Raw genomic sequence first — 15,716 nt, 5'->3', positions numbered from 1 at the left:
AGGGCTGCAAAGCAGCCCCCACGCTAGTTGCACTTACACGGAAATCTCTGACCGCGCTTACACCGCGCAGCGCCACAGCCGGGCGATATCACCGGCGCGCGCCTGCAGCAGCTCGCGGGCGTTGGCGCACGCCTGCTCCAGGCTCATCGGCCCGCTGGCCAACGCAAAGGCCGCGTCGATGCCGTGGCCATACAACTGTTGATACCCCTCCCCCAGCGTGCCCGCCAGCACCACCACCGGTACACCATGGCGCTTGGCGACCCGGGCCACGCCCATTGGCGTCTTGCCACGCAGAGTCTGGGCATCGAAACGCCCCTCGCCGGTCAGCACCAGGTCGGCGCCTTGTACCAGCGCGTCCAGGCCGGCCAGCTCTGCCACCACCTCGACGCCAGGGCGGAACTGCGCGCCCATGAACGCCTTGGCCGCAAAGCCCATGCCGCCTGCAGCGCCGCAGCCCGGGAAGTCACGCACGTCCTCACCCAGCAGTTGCGCGCAGTGATCAGCAAAGTGCCCCAGTGCCTGGTCCAGTGCTTGTACTTGCTGCGGGTTTGCCCCCTTCTGCGGGCCGAAGATCGCCGAAGCGCCATTGGCACCGCACAGTGGGTTGTCGACGTCGGCAGCAACCTCGACCTGGACCTCGGCCAGCCGAGGGTCGAGGTCGCTGGCATCGATACGTGCCAGCTTTGCCAGGGCCAGCCCCCCTTCGTCCAGTGCTTGCCCCTCGGCATCCAGCAGCCGCAGCCCCAGGGCGCGCAGCATGCCACTGCCGCCGTCATTGGTCGCGCTGCCGCCAATGGCCAAGACAATGCGGCGGGCACCCGCAGCCAAGGCGGCGGCGATCAGTTCGCCCGTGCCCCAGGTGCTGCTGCGGCAGGCATCACGCTGCTGGGTGGGCACCAATTGCAGGCCGCTGGCCTGGGCCATTTCGATGATCGCCGTGCGGCTCTGCGGCAGCCAACCCCAGCCGGCCTCGACGCTGTGCCCCAACGGCCCACGCACAGCCAGGCGGCGTAATTCGCCCTGGCTGGCGGCCAAGATGGCGTCCATGGTGCCTTCACCGCCGTCGGCCATGGGGCATTCGACGAGCTCGGCATCAGGCCACACCTCGGCCAGGCCGGTGGCAATAGCGCGGGCGACACCGGCAGCGTCGAGGCTGTCCTTGAACGAGTCGGGGGCGATGACGATCTTCATGGGGATTCTCCTGTCCAGATGAGCGGCATGCTGACAGTTGCCTGGCAAGGTGGCCTCGGTCAAATGCACAAGACGGCGGAGGCGTTGTTTGGGCAAATGCCTTCGGCCAGCGCTTCACTCAGCTCGCAACAACTGCAACCCCAGGTACAGGCTGAGCATACCCTCCATCCGCAAGGGGTCGACCTCGCCCAGTTCGGCGATCCGCTCCAGCCGGTAGCGCAGGCTGTTGCGGTGAATGCCCAAGGCGTCGGCACAGGCCTGGCTCTGGCCATCATGGGCACACCAGGCGCGCAAGGTCGTAATCAGCTGACCACTGGCGTCCTTGGCGCGGATGCGTTGCAGCGGTTGCAGCAGCTCATCCAGCGCATCGTCATTGCGATGCCGCCACAGCAAGGCCGGTAGCCGGTACCGCTCAAGGCTGAGCAGGCGCTCGGCCGGCAGCACCTCTTGCCCATAAGCCAGCAGGTCGCGCACCCGGCGATAACCACGGCGCAGTTGTTCCAGGCTTTGCGCCACGCACCCCAGGGCCAAGCGCTCAACCTGCCAGCCGTGACGCTCGAGGCGCTCCAGCAACCGCGCTTCGTCCAGCACCAGACCCGCCGGGCGACACCACAGCAGCGATTGCCGTGCGGGACTGACGCACCAGCTGTCCGGGTAACGGCTCATCAGCCAGGACGACAGGGCTTCGGCAGGCGGCCCTGATTCCAGCTCGAACAGGCAAGGTACCCTTGGCAGTTGCGGCTTCAGGCCGAGCTGACGGGCTTCATCGAGCAGCCGAGGCGAATCGCCGCTGCCGCCTAACAGCAAGGCCAGCAGGTCGTCGCAGCGTTGCCGCCGCCATTGCTGTTCAACCTGCAGGTGGCGCTGGGCCAGGAGCATTTCAGCAGTCATGCGCACCAGTTCGCCATAGGTGCGCAGCTGCTGCGGGTCGCCGGTCAGGCCCAACACCCCCATCAGCCGGCCATCGAGCATCAATGGCAGGTTCACCCCAGGCTGCACGCCTTTGAGGCACTTGGCCGCGTCCACGTCGAGCTCGACAATCCGGCCGTTGGCCAGCACCAGTTGCGCGCCTTCGTGGCGGGTGTTGATGCGCTCCGGCTCGCCACTGCCCAGGATCAACCCCTGGCTGTCCATGACATTGACGTTGCACGGCAAAATGGCCATCGCCCGATCAACGATATCCTGCGCCAGGTCATGGTCGAGTTCGAACATTCAAGGGTCCTTAGGGTGGTAGGCTTTGGTCCCGGGCACAGCGCCCCTGGTCAATCGCTGTGCAAAAGCACAAAGACAGGCACGCCGCTGTCCCCGAGACTCGTCAGGGCGAGCGCCGGAACAGGCGACGCGGTGACAACCATAACAACAGAGAACCCGATCATGGCACACAGCCCCGCCCCTGACCAAGGCACGGACACCACCCGCAATGCGCTGTACCGGCGCATCACCTTGCGGCTGATTCCGTTCATTTTCATCTGCTACCTGTTCAACTACCTGGACCGCGTCAACGTCGGCTTTGCCAAGCTGCAGATGCTCGACGCGCTTAAATTCAGCGAAACGGTATACGGCCTTGGCGCCGGTATCTTCTTCATCGGCTACGTCCTCTGCGGCCTGCCGAGCAACCTGGCGCTCAACCGCTTCGGCCCACGGCGCTGGATCGCGCTGATGATGATCGCCTGGGGCAGCCTCTCGACCTGCCTGCTGTTCGTCACCACCCCCACCGAGTTCTACACCCTGCGCCTGCTGACCGGCGCGGCTGAAGCCGGCTTCTTCCCTGGCGTGGTGCTGTACCTCTCGCGCTGGTTCCCGGCTGCCCGTCGCGGCGGCATCATGGCCTTGTTCATGTCGGCGATCCCGGTGTCGGGGCTGTTGGGCGGGCCGTTTTCCGGCTGGATCCTCGAACATTTCGCCGCCGGCCAGCATGGCCTTGCCGGCTGGCAATGGCTGTTCCTGATTCAGGGCCTGCCCACCGTCGTGCTGGGTTGCCTGGCAATCCGACTGCTCAGCGACGGCTACCAGAAAGCCGCCTGGCTGAGCCCGGCCGAACGCCAATTGATCGAAGCCGACCTGAAGGCCGATGCCGCGAGTAAACCCGCCACCACCGGTGACGGCGTGCTCGCGGTGTTGACCAACCCGTTGATCTGGACGTTCGGCTTCGTCTACTTCTGCATCCAGAGCGGTGTGTACGCGATCAACTTCTGGCTGCCGTCGATCATCAAGAACATGGGCTTCGACAACCCTTTGCTGATTGGCTGGCTGAGCGCCATTCCGTATCTGCTGGCGGGTGTGTTCATGATCGTCTGCGGGCGTTCGGCAGACCGGCGCAACGAACGTCGCTGGCACTTGGTGGTGCCGATGTTGATGGGCGCCATTGGCCTGTTGATTGCGGTCAACTTCGCCGGCAACCCGACCATCGCCATCCTTGGCCTGTCGATCGCCACCATGGGCGCCCTCACCGGCCTGCCGATGTTCTGGCCAATGCCTACCGCCCTGCTCAGCGCAGGTGCGGCCGTGGCCGGCCTTGCGCTGATCAACTCTGTGGGCCAGATGGCCGGCTTCCTCAGCCCGTACCTTGTGGGTTTCATCAAGGACCAGACCGGCTCGACCGATGCTGCGCTGTATTCGTTGGCGGCATTGATCGTGGTCGGTAGCCTGGTGGCGCTGCGGGTAACGCGCGCAGGGGCGTTGGCCACAGCCAAGGCCAACTAGGACGCCTGTGTAGGAGCAGCCTTGTGCTGCGAAGAGGCCGGTGAAAACATAGCGAATCTTCGCTGCTGTCACCGGCCTCTTCGCAGCACAAGGCTGCTCCTACAGGGCAATGCCCCCGATCGTCGGCTCGGGTCAGCAACTCATCACCACAGGCGTCAAATGGTTCCAAAGGCCCCTTTGGAGAACCCCCATGACCCAGCACGCCGTGGCCCGCCTCGATCAGCTCGATCCCAACCGCCCCCTGCGTGTGCAGGCCGGCAGTGAAGAACTCATCCTGATCCGCCAGGGCGACCTGGTGCATGCTTACCAGGCCAACTGCCCGCACGCTGGCGCCCCGCTCGAAGAGGGCGTGATCTGCTCGGGGCTGCTGGTCTGCCCATGGCACAAGGCGGCGTTTGCCGTGGACGAAGGTGCGGTGTGCGAACCGCCGGCACTGGCCGACCTGCGCCGCTACCGTGCGTGGGTCAAAGGTGATGAGGTGTGGGTGGATGACCAACCCCTGGCCAAGGCCGAGCCCCCGCGGCACAGCGATGCCCGTTGTTTCGTGGTAGTCGGTGCCGGCGCCGCCGGCAGTGCCGCCGTCGCTACCTTGCTGCAGCACGGTTTCGCCGGTCGTCTGGTCTGGCTCGACCAAGAACACCAGCCAGCCTACGACCGGACCGCGCTCAGTAAATTCGTCATTGCTGGGCAAATGCCACCTGATGAAGTCCCTGCCCTGCTCGAAGCGGATGACTTGCGCAAAGGCCACCTGATCCGTCAGCACGGCAAGGTCCGCACACTCAACAGCGAGAAACGCCAGATCATCCTTGCCGACGGCCAGCACATCGACTATGACGCTTGCCTACTGGCAACAGGCGGTAAAGCGCAACGCCCACCGCTCCCCGGGGCAGACCTGCCGGGTGTATTCACCCTGCGCTCACGTGAGGACGCCGCGCTGTTGCTCGACGCCGCAGAACCCGGGCAGCCGGTGGTGATCGTCGGCGACGGTTTCATCGGCCTGGAGGCCGCCGCTGCACTGCGCAAGTACGGCCTGCAGGTGCACCTGGTCACCCGCCATGAGGTGCCGTTGGCCAAACAATTGGGTGAACGTATCGGGCGCAGCATTCGCGAACTGCACGAACGCAAAGGCGTGGTCTTTCACGGCCCCACCGAAGTCGAACGTTTCGAAGGCCAGGGTAAGGTGGAGGCCGTGTTGCTGGCCAACGGTGAACGGCTGCAGACGCCATTGGTATTGCTGGGCACCGGGGTCAAACCTGCCACGGCCTATGTGCAAGGGGTGGCGCTGGCCGACGATAAATCGCTGCCGGTCAATGCCGAAATGCGTGCGGCACCCGGGCTGTGGGCCGCCGGCGATATCGCCACCTTCCCCCTGGCTGGCCGGCCCGTGCGCATCGAACACTGGCGCCTGGCCCAGCAACACGGCGTGATCGCTGCGGCCAACATGCTCGGCGAGCAGCGCCGCTACGAAGATGTGCCGTTCTTCTGGACCTACCAGCATGGGCGCACCTATGAAGTCCTGGGGCATGCACGGGACTGGAACCGCATCGAGTATGTCGGCCAGCCAGAGCAAGGCGACTTCGTCGCGCTGCAATGCGTGGATGAGCAGGTCGAGGCCGTCATCGCCAAGGGCTACTCGGATGCCATGGCGCACCTGTCGCAGCGGATGAAGCGGCCGTTGCGGCTGGACGAGGCGCTGAAGCTGATTGGCTGACTTTTTCGGGAAAAAATCAGCTATGGTTTCCCCACCTCTAATAACAAGCATTTCGTGGAGCGCCCATGGCCGCGCACACCCCTTCACCCCGCGCCAGTGAACTGGCCGCCTTCGTCGACTGCCACTTCGCCGAGCGCGGCCTGACGCCAGAACCGGTGATTGCCGAATCCTGGTACCGCAGCATCACCCAGCACCGCCTGGACCCCGAGCTGCGCCACGTCGACAACATCCTCAGCGCTGCCGAAATCCGCCAGCACCAGGCCCAACACGAGGCCTACCTGAGCATCGCCAGCCAAGGCGTCAGTGGCCTGGCAAGGCGTGTGGTGGATGCCGGTTTCGCCGTGCTGCTCAGCGACGCCGACGGCATCACCCTTGATGCCCGCCTGCCAGCCGACCACCAGCGTTACACCCGCTCCGGGTTGATCGTCGGCGCGCGCTGGGACGAGTCGATCGCCGGTACCAACGGCATCGGCACTGCACTGGCCTCGCAGCAAGCGCTGACCATCCACCGTCAGGAACACTTCCTGGCAACCAACGCCCGGCTCAGTTGCTCGGTCGCGCCGATCTTCGATGCCCACAACCAACTGCTCGGCTGCCTCAACGCGACCTGCCTCTATAACGACGGCCCCAAGCAGGCCCAGCACCTGACCTTGCAGTTGGTGACGCTGTACGCCCGGCTGATCGAGAACAGCCATTTCCGCCAGCGCTACCGCGACTGCCTGACCTTGGCCATCAAGCCGCGTGATGATTTCTCCGACCTTGCCGCCGAGCAACTGCTGGCCCTGGACGAAGGCGGTCGGGTGATCGGCGCCAATAGGGCGGCCTTCCTGGCGCATGCCGGCACGCTGTTGGGCGTGGCGATCGAGCAACTGCTGCCCGCCAACATTGACCAGTTGCTCGACCTTACGCGCGGCGGAGCCCGTGGCACTCAATTGCACGGGCATGTGCAAGCGCATCTGCTGGACGTCGGCCTGCGCATACCGGCCGGTTACCGCCAATCCACGCCGCCGCGGCCCCTGCCCGCACGTGCGGCTTACCCCACGCTTGAGCAATTGGCCGGCGAGGATGCACAGTTGCAACAGGGGGTGAAACGCCTGCGCAAGGTGCTCGACAAGGACATCGCCATTTTGCTGAACGGCGAAACCGGTACTGGCAAGGAGGCCTTCGCCCGTGCCTTGCACCAGGCTAGCCAGCGCCACGCCAAACCCTTCGTCGCGCTCAACTGTGCAGCGATACCCGAGTCGCTGATCGAAAGCGAACTGTTCGGCTACCGCGCTGGCAGCTTTACAGGTGCCAATCGCAAGGGCATGAAAGGCAAACTGGAGCAGGCCAATGGCGGCACGTTGTTCCTGGATGAGATCGGCGACATGCCAACGCACCTGCAAACGCGCCTGCTGCGGGTGCTTGCCGAACGCGAACTGGTACCACTGGGCGCAGATGCGCCGGTGACGCTGGATATTCAGGTGATTTCGGCGACGCACCAGGACCTGCAAGCCATGATCGGCGATAAAGGCTTTCGCGAAGACCTTTACTACCGGCTATGCGGCATGCGTATGACGTTGCCGGCATTGCGTGAGCGCAGTGACCGACGTGAATTGATCGAGCGGTTGTTGGCGGGGTTGCCGGGAGGGGCTGGTTTGCGTTTGAGCGATGAGGCCCGGCGTTGCTTGCTGGGGTATGCCTGGCCGGGGAACGTGCGGCAGTTGCTCAATACGTTGCGCCAGGCGGTAGCGCTGGCGGAAGGTGGGGTCATTGAGCTGGCAGATTTGCCGGAGGAGCTACTGAACCGTGCAGTGCCTGCCAGGCCAAAAGTGCTGGAACAGCAGGTCGAAGATGCCGAGGCGCGGCACTTGCTGGAGGTTTTGAAGCGAGAGCGCTGGAACATGAGCCTGGCGGCAGAGGCTGCGGGGATTTCGCGGTCGACGTTGTATCGGAAAATGAAGCGGTACGGGATCGTTCAGCCGAACCAGTTGGGGTGACTGTACCGGCCTCTTCGCGGGCAAGCCCACTCCCACAGGAAAGTCCACAGGCTTGAAAACTGTGGTGTACCTGTAGGAGCGGGCTTGCCCGCGAAGAGGCCAGTAAAGCCAACCCTTATCCCTGGATGTACACCACCTGCGTACGCGTGTACTCATACAACCCGTGCTTGCCATCCGCCCCGCCGATCCCGGACTTGCGCGCCCCGGCATGGAAGCCCTGCATGGCCTCGAAGTTCTCGCGGTTGATGTAGGTCTCGCCAAAATCGATCTCGCGGCTAGCCTTCAATGCCGCGTTCAGGTCGCGGGTGTACAGCGAAGACGTCAGCCCGTACTCGCTGTCATTGGCCAAGGCAATCGCCTCGTCCAGGTCATCGACCACCTGGATCGGCAGCACCGGCCCAAAAATTTCCTTGCGCATGATCTCCATGTCGGCGGCGCAGCCCGCGAGCACGGTCGGCTGGTAATGGAACCCGGCCCCCAGGTCCGCTACCTGCCCGCCGGTCACCAACTGGGCGCCCTGCCCGACCGCCGTGCGCACCATCTGCGCTACCTTGTCGAGCCCGGCCTGGTTGATCAGTGGCCCCATGTCCAGGTCGGCCTGGCGCGACGGGTCGCCGTAACGGGTCGCGGCCATGGCCTGGGCCACCTTGTCGACGAAGGCGTCGGCTACCTTGCGCGCCACATACACCCGCTCGGCGCAGTTGCACACTTGGCCAGTATTGATCACCCGCGAGGCAACTATGGCTTTCGTCGCCAAGTCCAGGTCAGCGTCCGCCAGCACGATCGCCGGAGCCTTGCCGCCCAGTTCAAGGTTGAGCTTGGTGATGTTCGGCGCTGCCGCCGCCATGATCCGTGCCCCCGTAGCGACGCTGCCAGTAAAGCTGACCAGGTCGATACCAGCATGGCTCGACAGCCCATGGCCGACGCTGGCCCCCTTGCCACCGACCACGTTGAACACCCCCGCTGGCAGGTCGGTCTCGGCCACCAGCTTGGCGAATTCATAGCAATTGATGGGCGTTTCTTCACTGGGCTTGATCACGATGGTATTGCCCGTGAGCAGCGCCGGCGCCATCTTGCGGGCGATGAGGAAGAACGGGAAGTTCCAGGGCAGTATCCCAGCTACCACACCCAGCGGCTTGCGCATCAGGAAAATGTGCTCGTTGGCGCGGTCGCTGGTCAGCACCTCGCCTTCAAGGCGCCGCGCCCATTCCGCCATGTAGTCGAGGTAGTCGGCGGTGAAGTTCACCTCGACCTGCGCCAGCCCCGGCACCTTGCCGCCTTCCTGGGTGATGATGCGCGCTAAGCGGTCGGCATTGGCACGCACCTTGGCGGCGATCTGGCGCAGGTAGCCGGCGCGTTCGATGGCAGGTTTCGCTGCCCAGCCTTTTTGCGCGTTGCGTGCCGCAGCAATGGCCCGCTCCACCTGTTCGACCGGCGACTCCGGCACACGCCCCAGTAACTGCGCGTTGGCCGGGTTGTACACCTCGATCAGCCCCTCGCTGGGTACGAAGGCGTTGTCGATGTAGTTCTGGTAGATCGCTTCAGTCATGGTCATCTCACTCCTGTGACGGGTTGTCGGCCAGTGACGGCTGGGCAGCCGGCTTGGCGCTGAATTGCTGCCAGGCGTTGCCTTCGCTTTTCAGGTCATGGGCACGCTTGATGAGGTACTGGTGCACCTGCTCGACTTGCTCGGGCTTGAGGTTGTCGGCAAACGCCGGCATCCCATCCGGCACGCGGCCGCCATAGAGGATGCCGAGGAACATCTGGTGTTTATCAGCACTGAGTTTGCGCAGGTCTGGCAGTACACCGCCGCTGACGGCATGGATGCCGTGGCACTGTGAGCAGTTGCCGTCGTACAGGGCCGCACCGGCGGCTACAGTCTTGGCGTCGGCGGTCAAGGGTGGGGGTTCGGGCGCATTGGCGGGCGGCGCTGGCTCACGCAATTTGGCGGTACCGCCAATCTTGTAGGTCAGCACTTGCGAGAACGGCTGTACCCCGGCACGCAACGACAACGCCCCGGCAAACGTCGAGAAGGCCCCGCCCCAGCCGGCCATGAAGGTGACGTACTGCTCGCCATCGACCGAATAGGTGATCGGCGCTGCCATCACGCCACTGGCGGCGGGCGATTCCCACAGCTTCTTGCCGGTGTCAGCGGCATAGGCGATCACACGGCCATCGGCGCTGCCCTCGAACACCAGGTTGCCGGCGGTGCTCAGGGTGCCGCCGTTGAAGATGGTGATGTAGGGCACCTCCCAGGCCGGCGCCTGTTTCACCGGGTCCCAGGCGATCAGCTTGCCGGACCAGGTCTTGGCCATCTCCAGCAGGCCATCGGCACCCTCGGGCATCATGCCGGTGCGTAAGCCCAGTTGGTACACGCTTTTGAACGGGTTGCGCTTGGGCGCCTCGGGGATGTGCTCGTAATAGGCCGACATGATATGCGCCGGGATATACACCAGGCCGGTGTTGGGGTTGTACGACATTGGGTGCCAGTCATGCGCACCCCAGAATGCCGGGGTCACCAGCTTGCGCTTGCCGTCCTTCCAGTAGGCCGCTGCCTCATCGTCGAGAATCGGCCGCCCGGTTTTCATGTCGATGCCCTTGGCCCAGTTCACCGGCACGATATTCTTCGCGGACAGCAACTCGCCGGTGGCCCGGTCGAGCACATAGAAGAAGCCATTCTTGGGCGCCTGCATCAGCACCTTGCGTTGTTTGCCGTTGATCGGCAGCTCGGCGAGGATCATGTGCTGGGTGGCGGTGAAGTCCCAGGCATCACCGGGGGTGGTCTGGTAGTGCCAGGCGTATTCGCCCGTATCGGCATTGACGGCGACAATCGACGACAGGAACAGGTTGTCGCCTTTGGCCTGGCTGCGCCATTTAGGGTCCCACATCGAGCCGTTGCCAACGCCGATGTACAACAGGTTCAGCTCAGGGTCGTAGGCGAATGAATCCCAGGCCGTGCCGCCGCCGCCCCACTCGACGAAGGCATCGCCGTGCCAGGTCTTGCTGGCAATCTCCATGGCCTTGTCTTCAGGCGGCAGCTTGGGGTCACCCGGCACGGTGAAGAAGCGCCAGGCCTGCTTGCCGGTTTCGGCGTCATAGGCCGTCACATAGCCACGCACACCAAATTCCGCCCCACCGTTGCCAATGATGACCTTGCCATTGACCACCCGCGGCGCACCGGTGATGGTGTAACTGCGCTTATGGTCGTCGCGGGTGTCCACCGACCACACGCGCTGGCCTGTCTTGGCATCGATCGCCTCCAGGCGCCCGTCCAGCACGCCGACGTAGACCTTGCCCTGCCACACGGCCACGCCGCGGTTTACCGCATCACAGCACGCCTCACCGGCGCGATTGCGGTCTGACTGCGGGTCGTATTTCCACAGCAGCTTGCCGTTGCGGGCATCCAAGGCATACACCACGGAAAACGGCCCCGTGGTGTACATCACCCCATCGACCACGATAGGCGTGGCTTCTACACCCCGGTCCAGGTCGAGCTTATAGCTCCAAGCCAGGCCCAATTGATTGACGTTGTCCTGGTTGATGGCCTTGAGCGGGCTGAAGCGTTGTTCATCGTAGGTACGGCCGTGGCTCATCCAGTTGCCAGGTTCCTGGTCGGCCTGGATGATCCGCTTGCCATCCACTTCTGCAGCAAAAGCGGTTGCGCAGCACGCCAAGGCAAGGGCCAGGCAGCCCAAGGCGTGCGGAAGGGGCCGGCGGTACGGGCCTGTTCGGTTCATGGTCGGTTCTCCGTTCTTGTTATGGCGACACCGCATCAGGCGTCGATAACAGACAGAGCAACGGCTGTGCCAGCATCACCCGGCACCCTCGAAACAGGTATTACAGAGCGGTTGCTAGCCAAACGGCCGGGCAATGGCTGAGGCCTGCACATGCAGCAGCCATGGCACAGCTGATGCAGGCATGACACAGGTGTGTCAGCCACTGTGGCGGGCTTTCAATGGCGTGCGGTTGTGTGTAAAACAGGCAGACAAGCCCACTGCAAAGGACTCAACCGCATGATCTACCGTCCCCTTGGCCAGAGTGGCCTGCAGGTTTCCGCCCTTACCCTGGGCAGCATGATGTTCGGCGAGCAGACCAGCACCGAGGACTCACTGCGGATCATCGAAAAAGCCTGGGACCAGGGCATCAACTTCATCGACACCGCCGATGTCTACAACAGCGGGCGTTCGGAAGAAATCGTCGGTGAAGCCGTGGCTCGCCATCGCCAGGACTGGATAGTGGCGTCCAAGGTCGGCTTTGGCCCGGCCGACGGCCTGCCCAACCGCAGCGGGCTTTCGCGCAAGCACATCTTCAATGCCATCGACGCGACGCTCACGCGCATGGACCTGGACTACCTCGACGTTTACTACCTGCACCGCGAAGACCACAAGGTACCGCTGGAAGAAACCGTGCAAGCCATCGGCGACCTGCTGCGCCAAGGCAAGATCCGCTATTGGGGCGTGTCCAACTTCCGCGGCTGGCGCATTGCCGAGCTGTGCCACCTGGCCGAGCGACTGGGCGTGGCCAAACCGGTGGTGAGCCAACCGCTGTACAACATCGTCAACCGCCAGGCAGAGCCCGAACAGCTGACCGCTGCGGCTTACCATGGCCTGGGCGTGGTGCCGTTCAGCCCCTTGGCCCGCGGTGTGCTCAGCGGCAAGTACGCACCCGGCTCGGTGCCAGATGCCAGCAGCCGTGCCGGGCGCCAGGACAAGCGGATCATGGAAGTGGAATGGCGCCAGGAATCATTGGCCATCGCCCGCCAGATCCAGGCGTATGTCGAAGCCAAGGGCGTGGGCATCGTCGAGTTCGCGATTGCCTGGGTACTTAATAACCAATTGGTGAGTTCGGCCATTGTCGGGCCGCGCACCGAAGCACAATGGGACACCTATGCCGGCGCACTGGACGTGAAGATCACGGCGGAGGATGAAGCGTTCATCGATTCGCTGGTAACGCCGGGCCATGCCTCGACGCCAGGCTTCAATGACGTGGCGCACTACGTGAGTGGGCGACTGGCGCGCAATTGATGGCAGCCGTTTGATTGAAGCCAAGGGGCCGCAAAGCCGCTTGGCGGCTCTACCGCGCTGCGGCAGATACAAAAAAAGCTCCCTATCTTTCGATACGGAGCTTTTCTTTACACGCCACACAATTGCCAGGCTTCACGCCGTTCGATCAAGCACCCAGGTCAACCCGCAAGGTTGCAAGCACCTGTTCGAACGCCGAGCCGGCGGGTGCGTGTCTTACTCAGGTCGCACTTGGGCGGCCTGCATGCCTTTTTGCCCTTTTTCGGCAACAAAGCTAACAGTCTGGCCTTCTTTCAGCGACTTGAAGCCGTCCGATTCAATGGCTTTGAAATGAACGAAGAGGTCGTCGCCACCACCCGCTGGGGTAATGAAGCCGAACCCTTTTTCATCGTTGAACCATTTAACTGTACCGGTTTGTCTGTTGGACATGCTCTGAGCCCTCGATGGCTTATTTGATGCGTTTTACGTGAAATTACAACGAGGGCCTTATCAAACAACCAGCCCCTGCAGTGGCATATTGAGCGCTTTGGCGACGATAAGCTACTAAGAATTCCACCAAGCCGCAAAATAGCTGTGCCCTGTACCCGATTTCCCCCGCAAAATGGGGGCTGCGGCGGTAAACAGAATCTTCGTTTAATCGCCCCGGGGCGGTACTGCAGCCGGCCCCAGGTAGCGCGAAGTCCACTCAGCCAGTGGCAATGGGGGTTGCTGATCGACGATACGCCGCCAGATCAAGCCCAGGTCATGCCCGTTGAACATCGATGCCACCCCTGCCCCTCGCCACGCCGTGGGCGTGTCGGCAATCCAGTGCCCCTGGCTGTCACGGTGGGCCATGTTGAAGCGGAAGGTGTAGTTGCCGGGGATGCCCATGCGCAGGTCGGTCACCACCAGCGCCCCGTCGATTTCGTCATAGCGCAACCAGTCATCAGTGAACCAGCGCAGGCGCTGATGCAAAGGCGCACCAGCAAGCGCAGCGGCCAGCTCAAGGTTGCGTGGCAGGCGCTGCATTTCTGGCGGTTGCTGGTCGAACCCACTGCTGACACCTTCGTAGTAGTCGCCGTCCGGCATCTTGGCCAGCACGCGCCAGATCAGGCTGTTGAAGGCAATCGGCACGGCACGTACGTCGCTGACCGTGATGCCCTGCTGGTCCAACGCGGCCTGAAAGCGTTGCTCCGCCTGCATGCGCCCAGCCAGGCCAAAGCCGAGGTAGGCCGTACTGAAAACCAGTGCCAGGGTCAGCAGCCGCACCGCAGTGCCCGTCACGCCCTTGGCGAGGGTGTAGATCACTGCCGCCAGCAGCGGCACGGTGTAGACAGGGTCGATGATGAACACCGCAGCCCAGCTTTGCGGGGTCAGCGCCAACGGCCAGAACAGTTGCGTGCCATACACGGTAAAGGCGTCCAGCACCGGGTGCGTGACCAGCACCAGCCAGAACGCCAGGAACGGCGCGGCACGGTATAGCCTTTGCCTGGCCAGCACCGGTTGACGCACCAGGCCAGCAGCAGCGCCAGCCCGGTCAGGACGAAAAGGGAGTGGGAGAACCCCCGGTGGTAGGTCATCTGCGACACCGGGTCGGCGTAGCGGATGACCACGTCCAGGTCGGGCAGTGTGGCCAGCGCTGCGCCGTACAGCAGCGCTCGGCGGCCCTGGATGCGACCGAGCACAGTGCCCTGTAGGGCGGCGCCGAGTACGGCTTGGGTCAATGAGTCCAAGGCGGGATTTCCTGAGAGGATGACGCGTGAAAGCTAACCCCCTCTACCCTCTGGGTGCAAATGCGGCTCAGTGACAAAAGATGGCAGCTGGGTTTTCACAACAACTGCCAGGTGTACACCAGGGTCAAGCGATTCTCGTCGATATCACTGCGGTAGTTGGACCGTGCCATGGCATTTCTCACGCGAATGCCCAGGCCTTTCAACACCCCACTCTGCACCGCATAGCCGATATCCAGGTCGCGCTCCCGGTCACGGCCCTCGTAGCCCTGCCCGGTATCGACATTGTTGCCGGTGATGTAGCGCACCGTTGCCGTCAGCCCCGGCACGCCCATGGCGGCAAAATTGTAGTCATAGCGCACCTGATAGGAACGCTCGTCGGTGTAGGCGAACTCGTAGGTTGGCACCTCGTTGCCCAAGGGGGAGATGTTGGCAAATACCCGCGGGAACGGGCTGTCGCCATAAATGCCCTGATACCCGGCATGGAAGCTGTGCCCGCCATGGCGGGCGGTGAACAGCGAGAAGAATGCCTGGTTATCGATACTGCCCAGCAGGGCGTCGCCGTCCTCGCGGGCGGTGAAATAGCCAAGGTTGGCGCTCAGCACCCAGTCGCCGACAGGTTTGCTGTGTTTAAGGCCGACAAAGCCTTGCTCGTAGATATCTTCCAACTGCCCGTACCACAGGCTGACACTGCTTTGGTTCGCATTGAACGCGTAGTCGCCCCCCACATAGTTGAACGCATCACCTTCAGCCTGACGCATTGGCACGTGGCCGAGCATGGCATTCATCTTGCCGTCGCCGCCCTCGTTGCGCAGGTGGGTTGAGGTCAGGTGCCCGGCTTGCAAGGTCAGCCCCTGCAGCTCGGTCGACAACAGGCTGGCACCTTGGTAAGTCGGCGGCAGCAGGCGGATATCACTGAACGTCAGCACTGGCAGGTTGGGCTGCAGTTCGCCCACCCGCAGCTCGGTTTTCGACAGCCTGGCCTTGAACGTCGGCGCCAGGCGGCTGTATTCGTCTGCGGCGCGGCCATCGCCATGCACCGGCAACAGGCCGGTATTGACCCGGTCGGGGCTGCTGTCGAGTTTGATGCCCAGCAGGCCGAGTGCATCCACCCCGAACCCCACCGTGCCAGGCGTGTACCCCGATTTGAAGTCAAGTATGAAGCCCTGGGCCCACTCCTCGGCCTTGGACCGTTGATTGGCGCCGACAATGTCGGAGAAGTCGCGGCTGAAATAGTAATTACGGGCACTGAGGCTGGCCTTCGAATCCTCGAAGAAGCCGCCTTCAGCAGCCAGCAGCGGTGGGCTGAGCAATGTCAGGCCAATAGCGACGCAAGGGGTGTGGTTCATTCCGAAGCTCTCTTGATCTTGTTTTTATGGAATAAAGCGCTGGGAACACAGGC

The 15,716-nt window shown here is 63.4% G+C and carries 10 protein-coding genes and 1 pseudogene; 4 read left to right on the top strand and 7 right to left on the bottom strand.

The genetic code is table 11. The annotated features are described in order from the left end of the window. Positions 1–57 precede the first annotated feature (57 nt). The gene (locus tag AB7M33_RS22920) at positions 58–1,191 is read right to left on the bottom strand and encodes a glycerate kinase (protein WP_454243690.1); all 1,134 of its coding nucleotides are present in this window, start codon (positions 1,189–1,191) and stop codon (positions 58–60) included. A gap of 114 nt (positions 1,192–1,305) precedes the next feature. Further along, positions 1,306–2,403 carry a sugar diacid recognition domain-containing protein gene (locus AB7M33_RS22915; RefSeq protein WP_454243689.1) on the bottom strand — a complete coding sequence of 366 codons (1,098 nt, stop codon included), beginning with the start codon at positions 2,401–2,403 and terminating at the stop codon, positions 1,306–1,308. Between the two features lie 162 nt (positions 2,404–2,565). On the opposite strand from AB7M33_RS22915, the gene AB7M33_RS22910 reads away from it, so the two are divergent. The 3 genes from AB7M33_RS22910 (at position 2,566) to AB7M33_RS22900 (ending at position 7,584) form a co-directional block, all read left to right on the top strand. Next, positions 2,566–3,894, top strand: a complete 1,329-nt coding sequence (locus AB7M33_RS22910; protein WP_027595414.1) for an MFS transporter — start codon at positions 2,566–2,568, stop codon at positions 3,892–3,894. Positions 3,895–4,084: 190 nt separating this feature from the next. After that, positions 4,085–5,605, top strand: coding sequence for an FAD-dependent oxidoreductase (locus AB7M33_RS22905; protein ID WP_454243688.1), 1,521 nt, complete (start codon positions 4,085–4,087; stop codon positions 5,603–5,605). Positions 5,606–5,670: 65 nt separating this feature from the next. Continuing rightward, on the top strand, positions 5,671–7,584 hold the full coding sequence (locus tag AB7M33_RS22900) for a sigma-54-dependent Fis family transcriptional regulator (RefSeq protein ID WP_454243687.1): 1,914 nt from the start codon (positions 5,671–5,673) through the stop codon (positions 7,582–7,584). A 115-nt stretch (positions 7,585–7,699) separates the two neighbouring features. On the opposite strand, the gene aldA is transcribed toward AB7M33_RS22900, so the two are convergent. Then, complete coding sequence (aldA, locus tag AB7M33_RS22895; protein ID WP_454243686.1) at positions 7,700–9,133, bottom strand: aldehyde dehydrogenase; 1,434 nt, start codon at positions 9,131–9,133, stop codon at positions 7,700–7,702. A 7-nt stretch (positions 9,134–9,140) separates the two neighbouring features. Continuing rightward, positions 9,141–11,321, bottom strand: coding sequence for a PQQ-dependent dehydrogenase, methanol/ethanol family (locus AB7M33_RS22890; RefSeq protein ID WP_454243685.1), 2,181 nt, complete (start codon positions 11,319–11,321; stop codon positions 9,141–9,143). Between the two features lie 276 nt (positions 11,322–11,597). Here AB7M33_RS22890 and AB7M33_RS22885 point away from each other — a divergent pair, with 276 nt between their 5' ends. After that, positions 11,598–12,608 carry an aldo/keto reductase gene (locus AB7M33_RS22885; RefSeq protein ID WP_186681646.1) on the top strand — a complete coding sequence of 337 codons (1,011 nt, stop codon included), beginning with the start codon at positions 11,598–11,600 and terminating at the stop codon, positions 12,606–12,608. A gap of 213 nt (positions 12,609–12,821) precedes the next feature. Here AB7M33_RS22885 and AB7M33_RS22880 read toward each other — a convergent pair whose 3' ends face one another. The 3 genes and pseudogenes from AB7M33_RS22880 to AB7M33_RS22870 form a co-directional block, all read right to left on the bottom strand. Then, a complete protein-coding gene (locus AB7M33_RS22880; protein WP_027595420.1) occupies positions 12,822–13,034 on the bottom strand; it encodes a cold-shock protein in 213 nt (70 codons plus the stop codon). A gap of 204 nt (positions 13,035–13,238) precedes the next feature. After that, a pseudogene (locus AB7M33_RS22875) lies at positions 13,239–14,269 on the bottom strand (metal-dependent hydrolase). Positions 14,270–14,412: 143 nt separating this feature from the next. Next, complete coding sequence (locus AB7M33_RS22870) at positions 14,413–15,663, bottom strand: OprD family porin (RefSeq protein WP_454243684.1); 1,251 nt, start codon at positions 15,661–15,663, stop codon at positions 14,413–14,415. Between the last annotated feature and the right edge of the window lie 53 nt (positions 15,664–15,716).

The sequence above is a fragment of the Pseudomonas sp. Y3 TE3536 genome (assembly GCF_053629175.1).
The sequence above is the reverse complement of the archived record's forward strand: the minus strand, read 5'-3'. Positions and strand labels throughout refer to the sequence as shown.

Excerpts from the sequence above, each read along its gene's own strand:
- AB7M33_RS22910 (WP_027595414.1), top strand. The coding sequence starts at position 2,566 with ATGGCACACAGCCCCGCCCCTGACCAAGGCACGGACACCACCCGCAAT.
- AB7M33_RS22870 (WP_454243684.1), bottom strand. The coding sequence starts at position 15,663 with ATGAACCACACCCCTTGCGTCGCTATTGGCCTGACATTGCTCAGCCCA.
- aldA (WP_454243686.1), bottom strand. The coding sequence starts at position 9,133 with ATGACTGAAGCGATCTACCAGAACTACATCGACAACGCCTTCGTACCC.
- AB7M33_RS22890 (WP_454243685.1), bottom strand. The coding sequence starts at position 11,321 with ATGAACCGAACAGGCCCGTACCGCCGGCCCCTTCCGCACGCCTTGGGC.
- AB7M33_RS22920 (WP_454243690.1), bottom strand. The coding sequence starts at position 1,191 with ATGAAGATCGTCATCGCCCCCGACTCGTTCAAGGACAGCCTCGACGCT.
- AB7M33_RS22915 (WP_454243689.1), bottom strand. The coding sequence starts at position 2,403 with ATGTTCGAACTCGACCATGACCTGGCGCAGGATATCGTTGATCGGGCG.
- AB7M33_RS22885 (WP_186681646.1), top strand. The coding sequence starts at position 11,598 with ATGATCTACCGTCCCCTTGGCCAGAGTGGCCTGCAGGTTTCCGCCCTT.
- AB7M33_RS22900 (WP_454243687.1), top strand. The coding sequence starts at position 5,671 with ATGGCCGCGCACACCCCTTCACCCCGCGCCAGTGAACTGGCCGCCTTC.
- AB7M33_RS22880 (WP_027595420.1), bottom strand. The coding sequence starts at position 13,034 with ATGTCCAACAGACAAACCGGTACAGTTAAATGGTTCAACGATGAAAAA.
- AB7M33_RS22905 (WP_454243688.1), top strand. The coding sequence starts at position 4,085 with ATGACCCAGCACGCCGTGGCCCGCCTCGATCAGCTCGATCCCAACCGC.